The organism is Butyrivibrio sp. MC2021 (assembly GCF_000621605.1).
Classification (GTDB): domain Bacteria; phylum Bacillota; class Clostridia; order Lachnospirales; family Lachnospiraceae; genus Butyrivibrio.
Genome location: NZ_JHXX01000001.1, coordinates 896,298 through 915,406 on the forward strand (window position 1 = coordinate 896,298; position 19,109 = coordinate 915,406).

The window sequence follows — 19,109 nt, forward strand, 5'->3', positions numbered from 1 at the left end:
TTACTCCGCGTTCAGCGAATCAACTATCGCCTGTGACATATAGTAACCGTTAGCACTTTCAAAATCTTTGTAGGCTACTTCAATATCAGCTCCGTTCACAACTACATTTTTTATAAGCTCTTTCTTCAAGGCCATAAGGTCATCATTGTAATTCGAAAAAGCCTCGGTGCTGTAAGGAAGATCTGCCATGTGACTGTTTGTATTGAAAAGGGTTGCCGCCTCAGCCTGTTTTTCGGAAATGCTGTCTGCTCCGGGGTCATTGGCAAGGGGCACTATAGCCAGCATGTGGTCTATATGATTCTTGGCATAGTTATCAGAAACAGGGCTGTAGGTCCAGAGTTCTTCAACTTCAGCTCCGTCCAGCATGGTCTCCAGGAAGTATTTGTATACTCCCGCCGGATTTGTACAGGTAGAGGTTATGCACCAAACCGGAGCCACTCTTTCAAGATACGCCCCCGTCTCAGCAAGAGGCGGTATTGCCACCAGCTCTCCGTCCACCTCAGCATCCTTGAGCTTATTTGAAAGGGTCTTTGCCCAGGTTCCTGCCCAATAGGTGAACACACCGAATTCATTGGCATAGAATTTATCACGGCAGTCTCCGGTACCATTCTCTGCTATATCCTTGTCGATATAGCCCTTGGAATAGGCATCTCTGAGTCTCGCCAGAGCCTGCTTCATGGAATCCTCGGTGAATCCGTCAGCCCAACTGCCATCATCCTTCTGGTAAAAAGAGGGATATGCATCCTGATAGAATTCCGGCAGATAATTCGTGTATGGTGCCTCATTATTGATGATTCCTGCAGCTGAAACGCCGTAGGTGTCGCCATTCTTGCCGTTACCGTCGGGGTCCTTAGTGGTAAAAGCATCCAGCATCGCAATATACTCGGAATAATTGGTGGGAGCCTTCATGCCCACATTATCCAGCCATGCCTTTTTGATATAGGTAACACAGCCGTTTCCTCTTGTTGGAGTAATTCCGAAAAGCTTGCCGTTTATCCTGATGGCATCTATAAGCGCCTGATTACCCGCAGCTGTAATCCTGGATTCCAGGGCTGATCCGCTGTAATAGGGTGAGATATCTGCCAGCATTTTCTCATTAGCATAGTCTGTATAATATGTGGAGCTTAAAAGAATCACGTCAGGAAGATCCCCTGATTCAAAAGCCTTAGTAACCTCCTCATAATACACATCATGCTCAGGCTGAATAATTATAAGGTCTATGCCGGTCAGAGCTTCCCATCTTGCCTCAAACTCATCCCGGCCATTTTCCTGAGTGATAAGGGTGCCGTCCACCATCATTGTAATCTGTGAAGGTTTCTCAGGAGGTGTAGGTATCCCTCCGCTTCCGCCTCTGCTCCTTACAGGAACGTCGCTGCTTCCACAGGCTGTAACAAGGATAGCGGTCAACATGATTGAAATGATCCTAATACATTTTTTCCTGTTCATATAGGCCTCCAATCCATTGGATTCACATAAAGAACGTCATCAGTCAGACTATATTATCATTTATTTTAAGGCAATTTGTAAGCGCTTTTTCAGTAATTTAAGACAATTAATTGAATTTTTATTAATTTCTTTCATAGCATAGAAAAACCCGCGCCGTAGCGCGGGTTTACATATATCCTCAAAACTTTTATTTATGCATTAGCAAGTATTTTCTTGCATAATTATACGTGCAATCAGTATCCAATGCTTTTTCAAAATATCCCAAAGCCTTTTGATTGTTTCCAAGTCCCAGATTGCCAAGCCCCATGAGGTAGTAGCAATGAGCCTCGTTCTTTTTGTCCATATCCGAATCAAAGACCGACATATCCGGCATGGAAACAGCGAAGTAGTCCATCTTAAACTCATCCCTCACATGCTGCTCTCCATAGTCAAGAAGCCTGTAAAAACGGGAATTGGCCTCACTTTTCCTGCCAAGCTTTGACAGCGCAAGTCCCTGATAAAGGATCATATCTGCAGGCTGATCGTAATAATACATCATGCCGGCAACCTCCTGGGCTCCAAGAGTTGCTTTTTCAAAGCACTCCCTGGCCTTCTCAGGCTTGGAAAGCTTCTCGTAACACAGTCCCAGATAATAGTAGATGTGATTGTCCTTGGTCCCCTCAAGACGTCCCTCTCCAAGGTTCTCAGGATAAGACAGGGCTTCCTGCAAAAGGTGCTCCGCTTTTTCTGCATTGGTCTCCATAAGGTCCTTCGCCTCCATAAGAAGACAGAGCTTAAACTGGGCCGTGATCTTGCCCTCTGCACCCTCCCAGGTCTGGAAGGAATGGGACGCTATTTTTTCATGGGCTTTTTTGTACTGTCCTATATTGTTCAAAAGAGTTACATACTCCGTATAGAGATCGTCTCTTTTTTCTATCAGCTCGATATGCCTGTCGAAATTCGCTTCTCTCTCCGCAAGGGAAACTCCAAGCTTTTGATAGAGCTGGTCAAGTTCCATGAATACTCTTGCATCGGAAGAGTCAAGCTCAAAGGCCTTTTCCATCAGGGATCTGGCCTTTTCCTTTTCTCCCTTCTTGTTGTAACAGGCAATAGCCAGATTCCTAAGGAGTGTAGGATAATTGTAATCCAGCTCCATTGCATCTTCCCAAAGACTGATGGCAAGATCAAACTGAAGCTTGTCATAGTAAAGGCACCCAAGATAATACATGGCCTTTGCAGGAACCGGGCCGGAGCCTTTGCCTGCTTCTATGGCATTTTCCAGAACTCCTATGTCTTCAAGCTTATTTGGGAAACACCATGCAGGATCACTGTGTTCTCCAAGGTCGTATTCTTTTATGGCTTCTTCTCTGTGGCCAAGCTTCTCAAGATAGGCTCCCTTGTAATAGTGGATCAAAGGGTTTTCTCCCGGATAAAGGGAAAGCACCCTCACAGCTTCCTCGTAAAAACCTGCCTCAGCCAGGTCCCTTGAAACCATAAGATAGGTCTCATGGAAATCCCTGGAAAGCTCATGGAAACTCTCTTCCTTCTCTCCCATAAAAATGAGCACAGCCCTTGATACAAAATCAAAGGGATCAAGCTTAAGATTATCCGTGATTGCAGCTTTGGCTTCATCCGTAAGGGAAAGCTTATAAAGTATCATAGCCTTAAGACTTCTCGCTTTAACGCTGTGGGAATTCTTCACAAGGGACTTTTCTATAAGATCAAGAGCAGCCCGGTATTCTCCTCTTCTGCAGGCAATTGCCGACAGATAGTAAAATCCCATCTCCTGAAGCTCTGATACCCAAACAGCCTTGTAGAAGGCATCGAAGGCCTCATCATATTTTTCCTGATAAAAAAGACTGAGGCCAAGATTGTAGTAGCTCTCACTGTGGTAAGGACTTGGATGCATGGCGGTGAGCCTTTCAATGGCCTTCCTGAAATACCCTTCTGATTGCTCAAACCGCCCTCTTCTAAGAAGGAGAAGTCCGTAGGCATTGTTTATCCTGGTATCCCCGGGATCACGCCTTAGTCCTTCAAGATAGTAATCATCAGGAAGAAATGTGGCATGGCGATACTGCTCGATATGCTGTCCTGTAAAATAGAGCTCCTCATTGGTCATGATCTCGGAGGGCTCCTTTGCAGCCTTGGCAGGCTCTGCAAGCTTCGGAATTCCCTGATCCTTGGCTCTGTAGGAAACCAGAGTTTTCCCCTCTGAAACAATCTTTACTTCAAGACTATACTCATCCAGGACCGCCTCAGAAAAATCTTTTCCCTGAAGAAGCTCTTTTTCATAAATATCTGTGGGAGAAAGAGTTATCTTCTCTGAGTAGATCTCTTTTCCCATATATTCAGCAGTAACTGCTGCCTCACGATATTCTTCTGTTCCATAGGCGCAGATATAGAGCTTGTTTCCGTTGTCCCTGACCTCTGTATTGATGGCAGCATGAATAGAGGCATTCTTAACCTGCCCCACCGCCTTATAGGGCATGAAATACTGTTTAAATACCTTCTCCTCATAGGGCTTAAGCCAGGCAAAATCAGGCTGGTTGTCGCAGAACATACCTGTCATAAGCTCGATGTAGGGACCATCTTCATCCGTAAGATTTCTGTCCCAGGCCCTGCCGAAATCTCCGTTGCCCCAGGTCCACTGCTTCTTTCCGGGAGAAATGTGATGGTCTGCAACATGAAGAAGACCGGCATTTTTGCTGTAGTCATAGCCTCCCACAAAATCATATTCGGACTTCTCCGCCATATAGGAGGTGGGCACCGGAATATTCTTATATCTCGAGATGTCGACACCCTCGCTGTAGTCGTGCTTGTAGTAAACGCCGGTGGCTATGGGAAATCTTGAGACATCTCTTTTTCCATGGTCATAGACGCTGTGTACATCCGGCGGAAAAATGGACTGGGTGTAGTCATTAACCGATACCGCGGGATTGGCCCACCACAAAAAGGTCTGAGGCAAAGGAGTTCTGTTGTAGAGCTGCCCTGTGATCTCAATGAAGGCCTTCCCGGGATAAAGAGTGAACTTCGTCACCACCTTGGTGCCGTACATCTGGTCCACATCCCCGATAATAAGGCTCTTGCTGCCGTCCTCGTTTTCAAGGATCTTGTGGTCCACAGGGCTGAAGGTAGTTGGTCTATGGTGCTGAGGCCAGTTAAATTCTATTCCTCCGGAGATCCAGGGTCCCGTAAGTCCCACCAGAGCAGGCTTTATAACCCTGTTGTAGTAGACAAAATCATAGTCATTGGTCTTGTCATAGGCCCTCTGGATCCTGCCTCCCAGCTCCGGAAGGATCATGATCTTTATATATTCATTCTCAAGAAAGACAGCATTCCACTTCTTGTCCTTCTTTACTCTGCTGATCTCATTGGTGGTTGGATAGGGATAGATCTTGCCGCTGCTTCCCTGATACACTCTTTTTTCCAGAAACATCGGATTCTTATCCGGAGCCCCCACCTCATAGGTAGGTATACTTACCGCTTCTTCATATATTTTTACGCTGCTCATAATCTACTCCATATTTTTATTGCTATCGTGTTTTATCATGCTAAAATAATAATATGTGAGTCCATCTGATATTACATTAAGCTAACTTGCTTAATGATATAAAAAAATTGCTACCGTTGTTTTTGCTTAAGAAAGAGTGATTTACATGAATTCAAAAGAAAACCTGGTCAACCCGGAATCAGACTATTACATCTACACTCCCGGAATTCTTTCCCGGGATCTTTTCTTGTCCCCTACAATCACAGGCTTCTTTAAATACGAGGCAGGCTACGAATTGTATCGGGAAGCCTTTGACAGCTTTCTTGTTATGTATATCAAAAAGGGAAAATGCAAAGTAAGAATTGGGGAAGATACCTATAATGCCACTGAAGGGCAGATTGTTCTTATAGACTGTTATGAGCCCCACTACTATGGCAGCAAATACGGCTGGGAGGCCCTGTGGCTTCATTTTGACGGGGCACTGGCAAGAAAATACTATGAGGTCATCACAAAAGAAAACGGCAACCTCATAACCCTGAAGTCCAATTACCATTTTGAGAAATATCTGGATAAAATCTATACCGCCTTTAAGACCGGCGCCTCGGTAAACGACGCTGTTCTGAATAAGTGGATAGTAAACATCCTGACAGAGCTCATAGTGTCGGGAGTTAAGCCAAAGAGCACAGAACTCTCGGGAGAAACCATCGAAGAACTGGTATCCTACATTAACGACCATCTATCCGAAGAGCTGTCCATTGAAGTTCTGGCGGAAAAGGCCAATATAAGCCCCTTTCACTTCCTTAGGGTATTCAAAAAAGAGACGGGCTTTACGCCCCATGACTATATCGTCACAGCCAGGATAAGCCACGCCAAATATCTTCTGTCCACCACTGCCATGAGCAGCAAGGACATCTGTTTCCAACTTGGCTTTGGCAGCGAGAGCGCCTTCTGCTCCACCTTTAAGAGAAAAACCCACATGACTCCTCAGGAGTTTAGGGAAACAAAACGCAAAAGCCTATAAAAAAGTGGGGACAATGCCCCACTTTTCTCTTATCTTCATTAATCAAATTTAAGTATGGTGTTAAGAATCCTCTTGGCACATTTCTCAAAGTCCCCGCGGGAAACTGCGCCCAGCTCCTGGGCCTTCTTAACTCTCTCAGGGAATCCGCAGGCCATCTTAAGATCGTTTCCTGCCAGGATCTCCTTGTAATGCTCGCCTCTTGTCCACCAGTCGGAGGTCACAAAGCCCTCAAAGCCCCATTCTTCCTTCAGAATGCCTGTAATAAGGTCATGACTCTCAGAAGCTCTCTCGCCGTTTACTACGTTGTAAGAGGACATGATGGTGTAAGGCTCAGACTCATGAACTATCATCTCAAAGGCCTTTAAGTATATCTCTCTTAAGGCACGCTCTGAAACTCTTGAATCGCAGTGCTTTCTGTTGGTCTCCTTGTTGTTGCAGGCAAAATGCTTAACAGAAGCACCTACATGGTTTCTCTGGATTCCTCTTACCATGGCTCCCGCAAGACGTCCTGTAAGATATGGATCCTCTGAATAATACTCAAAGTTACGTCCGCACATGGGGCTTCTGTGGATGTTGATGGCAGGTGTAAGCCATACGCAGAGGTTGTTCTCCTTGAGCTCCTCGCCGCCGGCGAAACCAACGGCTTCCACAAGCTCCTTATTCCAGGTGCAGGCCAGGGATGTGGCGCACGGGAATGCTGTGGTCTTAACTCCTGTCTCCGGAGAAATACGAACTCCCGCAGGGCCGTCGGCGGTAACCGCATTGGGCACACCGTACTCAGGAAGATTACCGAATCCAAATACATTGCCTACTCCGGTATTGGGCTGTCCGCCGCAAAGATGGATAAGCTCCTCATCTGAAAGCTGTGCCATAAACTCATCCAGAGTAACCTTGCCCTCTGCAACCTCCATAAAGGTCCTGGCATCTTTTTTATAAGGATAGGTCAGGAAATAGCTGTCCCTTGCCTTAACAGCAGGAACAAGAGCCTCCTCTGTTCCGGGCTCCATCTTTTCAAAAATGCAGGCATTGATATCCTTGGGCTTTCCAAGGGGCAATTCCTCGTAGTTGCCGTCGGAGAGCATTCTGTTTCCAAGCTCCACAGGAGCAAGCTTGTGGCTGAGCTTCTGTATTACAACATCATTTTCGTTGTTAAATTCAAATTCGCACTTTACGGCATCTCTTACATTTTTGCCGATATAGAAGCTGTAAAGGCCCTTTTCAAGCACATAGGAAGCATCAGCTACCTTTCCAAGGTCATCAAAAGAGCTCATCTCATATTTACTTACGGTGAGAGTAAGAAGCTCTGACTCTCCGGGTAAAAGAGTCTTTGTCTTAGCAAAGTCAGCCAGCTCTCTTGCAGGCTTCTTAAGAAGTCCCTGAGGTGCGCCGTAGTACAGCTGAACAACCTCTTTCCCCGCTACCTTGCCGGTATTGGTGACCTTAACGTTGAATACAAAACCGTCGTTTCCTTCTGTGAAATCTCCGGTATTAACAGTCTTTTTTACCCCGGCAACAGCCTGGGCAGCCTGGGCAGAAACAACCTCTATGTCAAAAGATGTATAGGAAAGGCCGTATCCGAAGGGATATACAACCTTCTCTTTTGCCCCGGGAACAGTCTCAAAATATCTGTAGCCAACATAGATATCCTCGTCGTAATCCACGTAGTCAAAGGACTTGTGATAGCCCTCTGTGGAAGGATAGTCACTTAGACTTCCTGCGAAGGTATCTGAAAGTCTACCTGAAGGACAGACCTTACCAATAAGCACATCCGCTGCGGCAAGGCCGCCTTCCATACCAAGCTGTCCCATAAAAAGTGCAGCACCTATTCTTTCATCATTCTTGATCCATCTAAGATCCAGGGTTCCGCCGATGTTGAGCACAGCAACAACTCTGTCAAAGGCTGCTGTTACCTTGGAAACCATCTCCTTTTCTTCACTGCTGAGTACAAAGTCTCCCTCGGGGAAGATCTTGCCTGAAAGAGCAGGCATGCTGGTGCCTTCAGGCCAGGGGCTGAATTCCCTGTTGCACTCTATATTGCTGCGATCCCAGCCCTCACCGGAAAATCTGTTGATCACGATGATGGCAGTATCGGCAAATTCTCTTGCCTCTTTTACAAAAGAATCGGGAAGCTCCGGTTCCGCTGTCATTCCGGGAACCCTGCCCTCCGCATACTGCTTCTTAAGATTGTCCCTGTAATAGTCTATAACAGGCTCATAGACAGAAACACCTCTCTCCTTGAGACCGTCATACAAAGAGCGGATATACTCGCAGAAAACGTCTCCTGATCCGCCGCCGCCCTTCACATACTCATAGGAAGCCTTGCCAAACATGGCAACAGGCTTGTCCCCGGAAAGAGGAAGTAAATCATTATCATTTTTCAAAAGAACAATAGCCTCATCAGCTGCTGCCTTGGAAATATCAATATGTTCCTTACTGCCGGTAACTCTTGTATTTCCGTAAAGCGGAACACCCGGCTGATAAAGAAGTCTTGCCCATCTCTGCATAAAAAATACACCTCCGTAATTTCCCTTTTATAGCTCTTCTACCATTGTAAATTGGGTATCAGATAAATAAAAGTAAAAAATTGCGAAAGTGTATTCTCATTTTTTGTCATTTAAAGAACTGCAGTCAGTATCAGTTTAACCACCAGAGCCACTGCCCAGGCAAGGAAGCACTGCCATATTACAGTGAAAACAGCCCATTTTGCCCCCATCTCCCTCTTGATGGTGGCGATAGCTGCAACGCAGGGGGTGTAAAGAAGGCTGAATACCAGCAAAGTTCCTGCTGAAACAGCTGTGAGTGCTTCGGAAATACCGCCCTCTGCTCCGAATAATACTTCCAATGTGGAGACCACGCTCTCTTTTGCCATAAATCCGGTAATAAGGGCTGTGACAACTCTGTAGTCTCCCAGGCCAAGAGGAGCAAATACAGGAGCCAGGCCGCCGGAAAGTGTGGCCAGAATACTGTTTGCAGAATCCTCCACCAGATTGAAGTGGAAATCAAAGCTCTGTAAGAACCACACTACGATGGTTGCTATAAAGATAACTGAGAAGGCTCTCTGCAGGAAGTCCTTGGCCTTTTCCCAAAGAAGAAGTCCCACGTTTCTGGCACCGGGAAGTCTGTAATTGGGAAGCTCCATAACAAAGGGAACTGCTTCGCCCTTGAAATGAGTCTTTTTCATAAGAAATGCCACAAGGATACCCACCAGTATTCCCAGGAAATACAGTCCTGTTATGATAAGTCCGCCCCTTCCCGGGAAGAAGGCGTTAACAAAAAAGGCATAGATAGGAAGCTTGGCGGTGCAGCTCATAAAGGGCGTAAGAAGGATTGTCATCTTTCTATCTCTCTCCGAAGGCAGGGTTCTAGTTGCCATAACCGCCGGAACAGTACAGCCAAAGCCTATGAGCATAGGCACAATGCTTCTTCCGGATAAACCTATTCTTCTAAGGACCTTGTCCATAAAGAATGCCACTCTGGCGATGTAGCCGCTGTCCTCCATAAGAGACAGGAAAAAGAACAGAGTGCATATTATTGGAACGAAGCTCACTACGCTTCCAACACCGGCAAAAATTCCATCTATAACAAGGCCGTAGATAACCTCGTTTACTCCGGCATTTATCAAAAGGTCACTGACAATGCCTGTAAGATATTCAATTCCTGATTCAAGAAGTCCCTGGAAAAAGGCTCCGATCACGTTGAAGGTAATGAAAAATACCAGTCCCATAATAAGGATAAAAGAGGGAATCGCTGTATATTTTCCTGTGAGGAATCTGTCTATTCTCTGGCTTCTTGCATGCTCCTTGCTCTCGTGGGGCTTGACCACAGTCTTGCTGCAGACCTTCTCGATAAAGTCAAAACGCATCTCCGCAATGGCTGCGCTCCTGTCAAGACCGCGCTCTTTTTCCATCTGGGCAATGATGTTCTCCAGCATCACCTCTTCGCTTTCATCGAGGTGAAGCTTATCCATTATAAGCTTGTCCCCCTCAACCACCTTGGTTGCCGCAAATCTTAAGGGAATCTCAGCTCTTTTTGCATGATCCTCGATAAGGTGTTCAACAGCGTGGATACATCTGTGAACAGCGCCTCCGTAGGCATTCTCATCGCAAAAGTCGTATTTTAAAGGTTTCTCCTGATAGTGAGCGATATGTATCGCATGGCTTACCAGCTCCTCAATACCCTTGTCCTTGGCTGCGGAAATGGGTACCACAGGAACTCCCAGCATTTCCTCCATCAGATTGATCTTGATAGTGCCTCCGTTGCCGCTGACTTCATCCATCATGTTCAGGGCCACAACCATTGGTATGCCCATCTCAAGAAGCTGCATGGTAAGGTACATATTTCTCTCTATATTGGTGGCATCAACGATATTTATAATGGCCTTAGGCCTGTCCTCAAGGACGAAGTTTCTGGAAACAATCTCCTCGCTGCTGTAGGGAGACATGGAATATATTCCCGGAAGGTCTGTGATAAGAGTGTTGGGATATCCCTTAATCTCGCCATCCTTCCTGTCCACGGTAACACCGGGGAAGTTTCCTACATGCTGATTGGAACCTGTAAGTCTGTTAAAAAGGGTTGTCTTTCCGCTGTTCTGATTACCCACAAGAGCGTAGGTAAGAACTGTATCCGAAGGAAGGGGGTTCTCATGCTTCTTGTCATGATATTTACCGCCTTCACCAAATCCGGGGTGGGAATAGGTGTTGCCCTCAACGGCCTTGCGGACATTCTCGTCATCGGCCTCTTTAGTCTTTACAACCTGAATCTTCTCAGCATCCGCAAGACGAAGGGTGAGCTCATAGCCGTGAATGCGAAGCTCCACCGGGTCTCCAAGAGGGGCGTATTTTACAACCTTGACCCTGGCTCCCGGGATAACACCCATATCAAGAAAATGTTGGCGAAGAGCTCCCTCCCCGCCAACTTCAGTTACTATAGCACTTTCATTTATTTTTACATCTTTTAATGTCATGATCGTCTCCATTGTTATTGATAAATCTTCTCAAAAACATTATAGGTCAAATCATGAAAATAAGCCACTAAAATATTAGCCACAGGTAACAAAGCCCATATTACAGTTCTCTCATGTACCTGTCCATATCCTCGGCAATCTGCTTGGAAACTGCCACAGCAGCCACCACAGTCTTAGCTCCTGTAACTACATCGCCGGAAGCAAAGACGCCGGGAAGGGAGGTCTCGCCGGATTCATTGGTGTAAAGATTGCCCTTCTCGTTGAGCTTTAAGTCTTTTTCGTGAGTTACGATACGGTCCTGGGGAACCTGGGAGATGGCGATTATTACGCTGTCTGCAGGAACCAGAGTCTCTTCTCCTGTTTCTGTATCAAGAAAAACAGGGCCCTCATCAAGAATTCGGACAATCTGTTTCTTGTATTCAAACTTAACGCCGTCCACCTTGGCGTACTCAAATTCAGACTTGGAGGCACTTACTTCCTCTCCTCTGACGTAGACCACAACCTCTTTTGAGCCGTGTCTTATGGCGGTTCTTGCTACGTCCATGGCTGCATTGCCGGCGCCGATAATGGCTACCTTGTCCCCCAGCTCATATACATCTGGATTATTGAGGTAGTTGATGGCATAGAACACATTTCCGAAGGTCTCTCCGGGAACTCCCAGTTTTCTTGGGCGCCATGCTCCTGTACCGATGAATACGCTCTTGTAGCCGTCGTTTAAAAGATCCTGAATACCGGTGGATCCTCCGATGGAAAAGTTGGGTCTGAACTTGATTCCCAGCTCTCTCATCTTCTTGTAATATCTGTCCAGGATGGACTTGGGAAGCCTGAACTCAGGAATACCGTATCTCAGGATTCCTCCGATCTTGTCATGGGTCTCAAAAACCGTTATGGAATAGCCCTTGAGAGCCAGAATAATAGCAATTGTGATACCTGCGGGGCCTGCGCCGATAACTGCGGCCTTCATGCCGTTTGAAGGCGCGGGCTTAAGCTCAAGTCTCTCAAAGCAGGAATCGGAGATGTAATTCTCAATTGAAGAAATATGCACAGGCTCTCCCTTAATGCCTCTTACACAGTTCCCCTCGCACTGGCTCTCATGATTGCAGACCAGTGAACAGACCATGGACAGCGGATTGTTGGCAAAAAGCATCTCTGCCGCCTCCATCATCTGATTTTCCTTAAAAAGCTTTATCATTTTTGGAATGTTGGTGTGAATAGGACAGCCGTTCTCTCTGCACCTGGGATTGGCGCAGCCAAGACAGCGATTAGCCTCATCGATTACATGTACTGACATAGAATAACCCCCTTACTCTTATCTTGCGTTTGAATTATTCTATATGTAAAAGAAGTCAAGAAAAACCCAAATTAAAAGAGTTTTTCTTGACTATCTTGAAGTCGTTTATTACATTTCTTTAAGCATCTTATCAACTGCCACAAGTCTTACGCAGACTGTGAAAATATCCATTGCAAGCCTAAGATCGTTAAGTGAAGGGAAGGTAGGCGCAATACGGATATTGGAATCATGAGGATCCTTGTGGTAAGGATATGTTGCACCGGCTCCTGTCATGGTAACACCGGCCTTCTTGGCTCTGTCTACGATAGCCTTGGCGCAGCCCTCGGGAGCATCGAAGCTGATGAAGTAACCTCCCTTAGGTCTTGTCCAGTCGCCGATTCCTACAGGTGCAAGGTCTCTGTCCAGGGCCTCAAGAACTGCCTCAAACTTAGGGCGGATGATGGCTGCATGCTTTCTCATGTGAGCCTTCATTCCCTCGAAGTCACCGAAGTAGCGAACGTGTCTGAGCTGGTTAACCTTGTCGTGTCCGATGGTCTGGTAGTTAAGCTGAGCCTTGATCTCCTCTAAGTTATTAAGAGAAGTTGCAATGGCTGCGATTCCGCTTCCCGGGAAGGTGATCTTGGAGGTCGATGAGAACTTGTAAACAAGGTCAGGGCTTCCTGCCTTCTTGCACTCCTCCAGGATCTCGATGAGGTAATCCTGATCATCATCATAAAGGTGGTGAATACCATATGCATTATCCCAGAAAATTCTGAAGTCTCTGGCTGCGGGACGAAGGCGGGCAAAACGTCTTACTGTCTCGTCGGAATATGAATAACCCTGAGGGTTTGAATACTTGGGAACACACCAGATACCCTTGATGGACTCGTCATTGGCAACAAGTCTTTCTACCTCATCCATATCAGGGCCTGTAGGTGTCATTTTTACAGGGATCATCTCAATGCCGAAGTACTCGGTGATAGCGAAGTGTCTGTCATAGCCGGGCACGGGGCAAAGGAATTTAACCTTATCAAGCTTGCACCAGGGTGTATTGCCCATAACGCCGTGGGTATAAGCTCTTGATACTGTATCGTACATAACGTTCAAAGAGGAATTACCGTAAATAATTATGTTGTCAGGCTTGTTCTCCATCATGGCACCGATCAGCTCCTTGGCCTCCTGGATACCTGTAAGAACGCCGTAGTTACGGCAGTCTGTGCCGTCAGCGCAGGACAGATCAGCCTCTGAATTAAGGGCATCCATCATACCCATAGAAAGATCAAGCTGCTCTCTGCAGGGCTTACCTCTTGCCATATTCAGGCTAAGCTCCATCTCCTGATACTTTTTATACTCTGCCTTAAGCTTTACGCGCTCCTGTTCAAGCTCCTGCTTAGACATCTCAACATACTTTTTCTGTTTTTCACTCTTTTTCTGGGCCATTTTACCTACTCCTCAAATAATTGTTTACGTGTATACAATTTTCGACTATTTTATCACAAAGTTTAATACATTACTACCTTAAATTTAGAAGCCCTGTACTTCTACAGGAGAAGTACAGGGCTTCTTTACATTAATCAGTTATTGTATTAACCTTCGCTACCCGAATTATTCTTCTTTTTTGGAACCAGATACCAATACATAGAGGTCTCATAATTATCCCAGGTCTTAGATCCGGAGAAATATTCGGCTATACATTTTGCTTTAGAATAATCAAATCTCAGGCAATAATCCTTTATCTCCTTAACAGCATATCCGCTATAATTCATAGTTGCAGCTCCCTTCATCTTAAACTTAAGAGAACCACTCTTGGTGGGCACTATCTCAAAGGATCCCCTGTAGGTCACATCAGCATCATATGAAAGCGGTGTTTGAAATAACCTGCCATTCGGATTTTCCTGCTTGTGTATGAATTCATCCACCTCACTCACAGAATATCCACTGCCACCAGAATAACTTGATTCCAACAAGAATACTCCGCTTCCTGTGCGGGTTGCCGTGTTGAGCACACCGCTTATCGATACGCCGTCACCATCGTAGCTAAAGGATCCATCCTCCGACAGTTTCATATTTTCAATAGCACGGATATTCTTATCAATTATACCGCCTCCCCCAATATCAAGAAATGTATCTACATCACTTTCTTCCTTCTCAGCCTCTATATCTTCATTTCCGTCTTCATCCCAGATATGGTCAGCAAACAATGCTATGATCCAGGTCTTAATTGTCCAATTATGTTCGGCAGAAAAACCGCCGGAGAAGGATCCTTTATTAAATCCTGAATACTTGGTATTAAGTCCGGGTTTCAAAAGATCAACTGACTGAAGATACTCAATGAAATCATCAACGGTTTGCTGAAGATTTTCCTCGCTTTCCCACGCACGGTTCTTGGCAGCGCGAGCTACCCATTCATTCATCATGTCGCCATAATTACGGCCTTCTTCACTCTTCGAAGTCTTCTTCAGCTCATCTTCATTAATAAATCTGGAAATATATGCGCGAACCTGTACAAGATGTTCCAGTCTTTTTGTCAGGTTATAATCTTTCTTTGACTCCTCTCCAAAGAACATCATTGTTCCTTCATCAGTCAAGGCCAAAGCACCATAGTACGAATTCATCATAGTCTGGACAACAAGCTGTTCCTGGGCTTTGATCTTCGCTGCTTCACTCTCCTGCTGTCTTCTGAGTTCAAAGTAGTCCATGAGCCCATCTTCAAGGTATGCTTGGACTTTACTCTTTTCAGAAGCAGGAAGCTCATCATAGGTTTTATAATCACTCCATGCGCTGTTTCGTTTCTTAAGATCTTGCCAGATCTCGTTTCTCTTATCCATCTGATAGAAGCGGTTGATGCCCTTTGCCTTGGTAAAGCCGCTGGAATAATTCAGATACTCAAGGAAGGATTCCCTGTCACCGGCTATTACATAATTTCCAAACCAACCATCATATCCGTTCTTATATATCTGATAAAGTTCTTCAACCTCATTGGCCTTCCAATATGTAAACTCAACATTTACACAGGAAGCAACAAATCTTGTTCCCTTGGTTCCAAGTTCAACAGCCGGGTGAACATTCATCATGATATTGCCAAGTTCCTTCATTGCAGAAGTGGTATCGCCCTGGTCTATGTACTTATACATCTTGTAAGCACCGACTAAGCCGGTTACTGCCTGTCCTGATATTCCCTCTGCTATCTTAGCATCAAATACTTCGCCTGCACGTTCAGAGAACTTAAGAGAATTCCATGCTTCCTGTACCGCTTGAGTAGCCATATCCTCAAGGCCTGCGATGGCTGCAGCATCATCTTTATCAGCAACGCTTCTTGCTACGCCGTTCATGGCTTTACTTACTGAATTGATTACTGCACCGGTCCGTTCGTAGCCGGCTTTTCCGATTTTTCCACCGACTTTACTTGCCACAGCATTAAGGGAAGCTTGTACCAGATCTTTTAAGGCCTCTTCACGAAGGTTAAGGGCCTGTGCCTTTGCTCTGATATAAGGCTCAAGCTCAGAAGCTGCTTTATCATATCTTCCCTCTTCTATGGCACGTTTCATGCTGTAACTGTTAAGGAATGCTTCTATCTGCTCTTCCTTCTTAAGCTTGCCTCCCATCCACTCTGAAAAATGAGGAAGATTTATGGTCATCTCGTTCTTTTCAAGATCATAGCTGTCCGGATACAAATATCTCAAGGTTTTGGTTGTCTTATCATAATATGCAAAAACATATGCGGAAGGATCTTCGATTACCTCACCGGGTTTTCCCATAGGAACCGTCAGTGTAACATTGGTTCCAAAGAAATCGCCTTCTGTATATCCATCACAGTCAATAGTCACAGGTGAAATGATCTCTTCAAAAACACCTTCCCTGTAGGCACCCATCTTTTTCAGGGTCTTAGCATCAATTGGTGTGGCACCTATACTGGTATCCACTTCAAAGGAGCCTGCTTCTACCGTAAGCTGGCATCCATCACTTATATCTCCTATCACAGTATCTTCCGTAGCATCTGCAGCCACAGGAACTTTGGCTATACCCTTGGCACTGTCCAGGGGCACATCCTTAGCATTCTTTTTGGATTTATTTACCGTAACCAGAACCGCACATTCAATTCCATTCTTTTCGGCATAAATAGTAGCGAAGCCCCTGCCCACAGCAGTTATCTTACCTTTATTACTTACTTTGGCAACAGAAGAAGCAGAGCTGCTCCATTTAAAGTCAGTCGCTTTGTATTTGGTATTTTTAAGACTTACTGTGGCACTCTTCTTAATATCAAGGTTAATTGATTCCTTTTTGGGAGTAACACCGGGAACTGTAATAGCACACTCATATTTATGGTCGTCGATCTCAGCATACACAACTTCTGTTCCGGGGTTAACAGCTGTGACAGTACAGTTTGTTCCCTTTGATTCGATGGTCACAACGTCATAACTTTTCACCGTATCCCATTCAATGTATGCATCCTTAGGAACATTCTTAATCTTCAGTTTGAGCTTTGCTCCGGATAATATCGTTGCTTCCGTCTTGGAAAGAGCAGGAACATTGACTTTGACCGTTCCTGTCAGCTTATATTTACTTACGTTATATTCTCCGCCGCCCCAAATAGCGGAAACCTTGGCAGTTCCCTTGGAAACGGCTGTAACAATACCCTTCTCATCTACAGTACATACCTTAGGATTGGAGGATTCAAAGGAAACCGGTGGATTTTCGTAATTGTATGAAACAGCATATGTATAATCATAAGTCTGTCCCACGTAGGTCAGGATCTTGGTCTTTTCCTGAAGTGATACTTTAGTTACATTGACATCCAGAAGGTTTGCCTGGTTTGTCAGTTTGCCGTGTTTATTGGGCGTTGCCCAGCGGATATAGCATTGGCCCTTGGCCTTAGCTTTTATAACACCTTTGGCGGTGATTGAAAGTACCGAAGAATCTTCAAGGACATATTTGGCGCCTTTTTGTTCCGGGTCAAATCCTGCGGCGATTACTTCAGCCTTAAGGTACTCTCCAAGATTCGCGCTCTGTCCAACCACAAGCTGCAATTTGTCATAACCGGATTTAAGACTTGGAATCTCCTCTACTGTAAGTTCTTCTTCAGCAGATTCTGTTTTTTCTTCCGGTTCTTCTGTTAATTCTATAGCCGCGTCTCCCTCATCCGGAGCCGGAACATCTGCTTCGTCAGATTCAGGGTATTCATCTTCCTCAGATGCAGGATATTCGTCTTCCTCAGAAGAAGGTTCTTCTGCTTCCTCATCATATCCATCAGAAATCTCTTCATCTGCAATATCCATATCGAAATCATCAGGGAAGCTTTCATCTATGGCATCTTCATCGTAATAGTCATAATCATAGTCAAAGTCATAGGAAAAGTCATAGGAAAAAGCCTCCTCAGATTCGAGGATTTCACTGAGATCCTGCTCATAAGCCATGGAACAAAGCGGGGTGTTAAGGGCGATCAGCGCCGCCAGGGTTACTGCTGAAAATCGTTTCAATAATCCTCTCATCTTCCGTCCTCCTTTTCATATATGCTAATGAATTCAGGTAATGATACTAATTCTTGAAATAAAATTTCATGAATTATATATAGAAGTGAATCTTTAAGTCTATTATCTTATCCTCCACAGATTATGTCTAATTAACATATTCTAAAGAAATCCCGGAAAACATTATCCTTTTTTTACAGATTTTTGCTCTTTACTACAATAAAATGTTATACTTTTTTCATGAAAATACTTATCACAGGAACCAGCAGGGGCATAGGCCTTGCCTGCGTTAAAAAATACATAGAAATGGGACATGAGGTCATTGGCTTTGATGTTAATGACTCTTCTTTTTCTGCGCCTTTCTATACACATATGATCGTTGATATTGCGGGAAAGCTTCCGGATATCGAAGGCGTAGAGGTTCTTATAAACAATGCCGGTATTCAGGAGGGTCCCGGGGTGATAGACATTAACCTTAGGGCCACCATCGCAGTTACGGAAAAATATGCTTTTCAGGACAGCATCCACTCCGTTCTGTTCATGGCCTCCTCCAGCGCATCCAACGGCGCAGAGTTCCCGGAATATGCAGCCAGCAAGGGCGGCGTAGTTACATATATGAAAAACACCGCACTTCGACTGGCGAAGTACGGTGCTACATCTAACAGTATATCTGCGGGAGGTGTATACACTCCCCTTAATTCTCATATAATGGATGATCCTACTCTCATGAGTCAGTGCCTTGACGAGACCCTTCTTCACAGATGGGCCGAGGCTTCTGAAATTGCTGATTTTGCTTATTTTCTTACCAATGTAAATGTCAGCATGACCGGTCAGGATCTTCTCATCGATAACGGCGAACAGCTCAAGTCCAATTTTATCTGGTGATCAGGCTGCCTTCTTTTCGCTTACCCTTTTCTCCTCAAAACTGAAAACCTCTTTAGGAAGATGCTTTACACATACAGTTACAAGAACTACAGCGATAAGCTTGTCGATATAGTCGGTAACAAGCTGTGTAACAAAGGCGCTTCCAAGGAGCTTAAGGGCTGTCTGGGCAAGAGCCTGTACGATAAAGGTTGTAACTACTGCTGATGTGATTCCGCCAAAGAGGAAGGTCTCGATGCAGGCAGAAACCATGGATGCGGGAAGTACAACAAGAAATGTCTTCCAAAGATCTGAAACATATGTGAGCTTCTTCTTATAGAATAAAAGTCCTGCAACAATGCCCATGATGATTCCGCTTACAGAAAAGTAAATAGCGTAGATATCTCCGAGAGCTCCGTTTATAAGGCCGCCTACGAGAGCCACAAGGCCGCCTGCCAGAGGTCCCATTGTGATGGCTGCAAGGATTGTTCCGATGCTGTCAAGGAAAATAGGAAGGCTCAGCATAAGTGAGATCTTGCTTCCTACAATGTTAATTGCTACGGCTGCTGCCATAAGTACTAATTTCTTTGTCTTGTTCATGTTATTCCAGT

At 45.2% G+C, this 19,109-nt stretch carries 10 protein-coding genes; 2 read left to right on the forward strand and 8 right to left on the reverse strand.

Going from position 1 to position 19,109, the window contains the following annotated elements; all coding sequences use genetic code 11:
* Positions 1 to 1,446, reverse strand: a complete 1,446-nt coding sequence (locus T359_RS0103745; protein WP_026516316.1) for an extracellular solute-binding protein — start codon at positions 1,444 to 1,446, stop codon at positions 1 to 3.
* A gap of 187 nt (positions 1,447 to 1,633) precedes the next feature.
* Positions 1,634 to 4,936 carry a tetratricopeptide repeat protein gene (locus tag T359_RS0103750; protein ID WP_026516317.1) on the reverse strand — a complete coding sequence of 1,101 codons (3,303 nt, stop codon included), beginning with the start codon at positions 4,934 to 4,936 and terminating at the stop codon, positions 1,634 to 1,636.
* 145 nt (positions 4,937 to 5,081) lie between these two features.
* Here T359_RS0103750 and T359_RS0103755 point away from each other — a divergent pair, with 145 nt between their 5' ends.
* On the forward strand, positions 5,082 to 5,936 hold the full coding sequence (locus tag T359_RS0103755) for an AraC family transcriptional regulator (RefSeq protein WP_026516318.1): 855 nt from the start codon (positions 5,082 to 5,084) through the stop codon (positions 5,934 to 5,936).
* Between the two features lie 38 nt (positions 5,937 to 5,974).
* On the opposite strand, the gene T359_RS0103760 is transcribed toward T359_RS0103755, so the two are convergent.
* The 5 genes from T359_RS0103760 to T359_RS0103780 form a co-directional block, all read right to left on the reverse strand.
* Positions 5,975 to 8,440: a glycoside hydrolase family 3 protein gene (locus tag T359_RS0103760; protein ID WP_026516319.1), complete on the reverse strand. Its 2,466-nt coding sequence runs from the start codon at positions 8,438 to 8,440 to the stop codon at positions 5,975 to 5,977.
* A 110-nt stretch (positions 8,441 to 8,550) separates the two neighbouring features.
* Positions 8,551 to 10,899, reverse strand: coding sequence for a ferrous iron transport protein B (gene feoB / locus T359_RS0103765; RefSeq protein WP_026516320.1), 2,349 nt, complete (start codon positions 10,897 to 10,899; stop codon positions 8,551 to 8,553).
* Between the two features lie 100 nt (positions 10,900 to 10,999).
* Positions 11,000 to 12,190, reverse strand: a complete 1,191-nt coding sequence (locus T359_RS0103770) for an NAD(P)-dependent oxidoreductase (RefSeq protein WP_026516321.1) — start codon at positions 12,188 to 12,190, stop codon at positions 11,000 to 11,002.
* Between the two features lie 108 nt (positions 12,191 to 12,298).
* On the reverse strand, positions 12,299 to 13,609 hold the full coding sequence (locus tag T359_RS0103775) for an aminotransferase (RefSeq protein ID WP_026516322.1): 1,311 nt from the start codon (positions 13,607 to 13,609) through the stop codon (positions 12,299 to 12,301).
* Between the two features lie 146 nt (positions 13,610 to 13,755).
* Complete coding sequence (locus tag T359_RS0103780) at positions 13,756 to 17,658, reverse strand: Ig-like domain-containing protein (protein WP_026516323.1); 3,903 nt, start codon at positions 17,656 to 17,658, stop codon at positions 13,756 to 13,758.
* Positions 17,659 to 17,877: 219 nt separating this feature from the next.
* Between T359_RS0103780 and T359_RS0103785 the strand changes: the two genes are divergently transcribed.
* Positions 17,878 to 18,522: an SDR family NAD(P)-dependent oxidoreductase gene (locus T359_RS0103785; protein WP_026516324.1), complete on the forward strand. Its 645-nt coding sequence runs from the start codon at positions 17,878 to 17,880 to the stop codon at positions 18,520 to 18,522.
* On the opposite strand, the gene T359_RS0103790 is transcribed toward T359_RS0103785, so the two are convergent.
* Complete coding sequence (locus T359_RS0103790; RefSeq protein WP_026516325.1) at positions 18,523 to 19,098, reverse strand: ECF transporter S component; 576 nt, start codon at positions 19,096 to 19,098, stop codon at positions 18,523 to 18,525. It lies immediately after the preceding gene.
* Positions 19,099 to 19,109 lie beyond the last annotated feature (11 nt).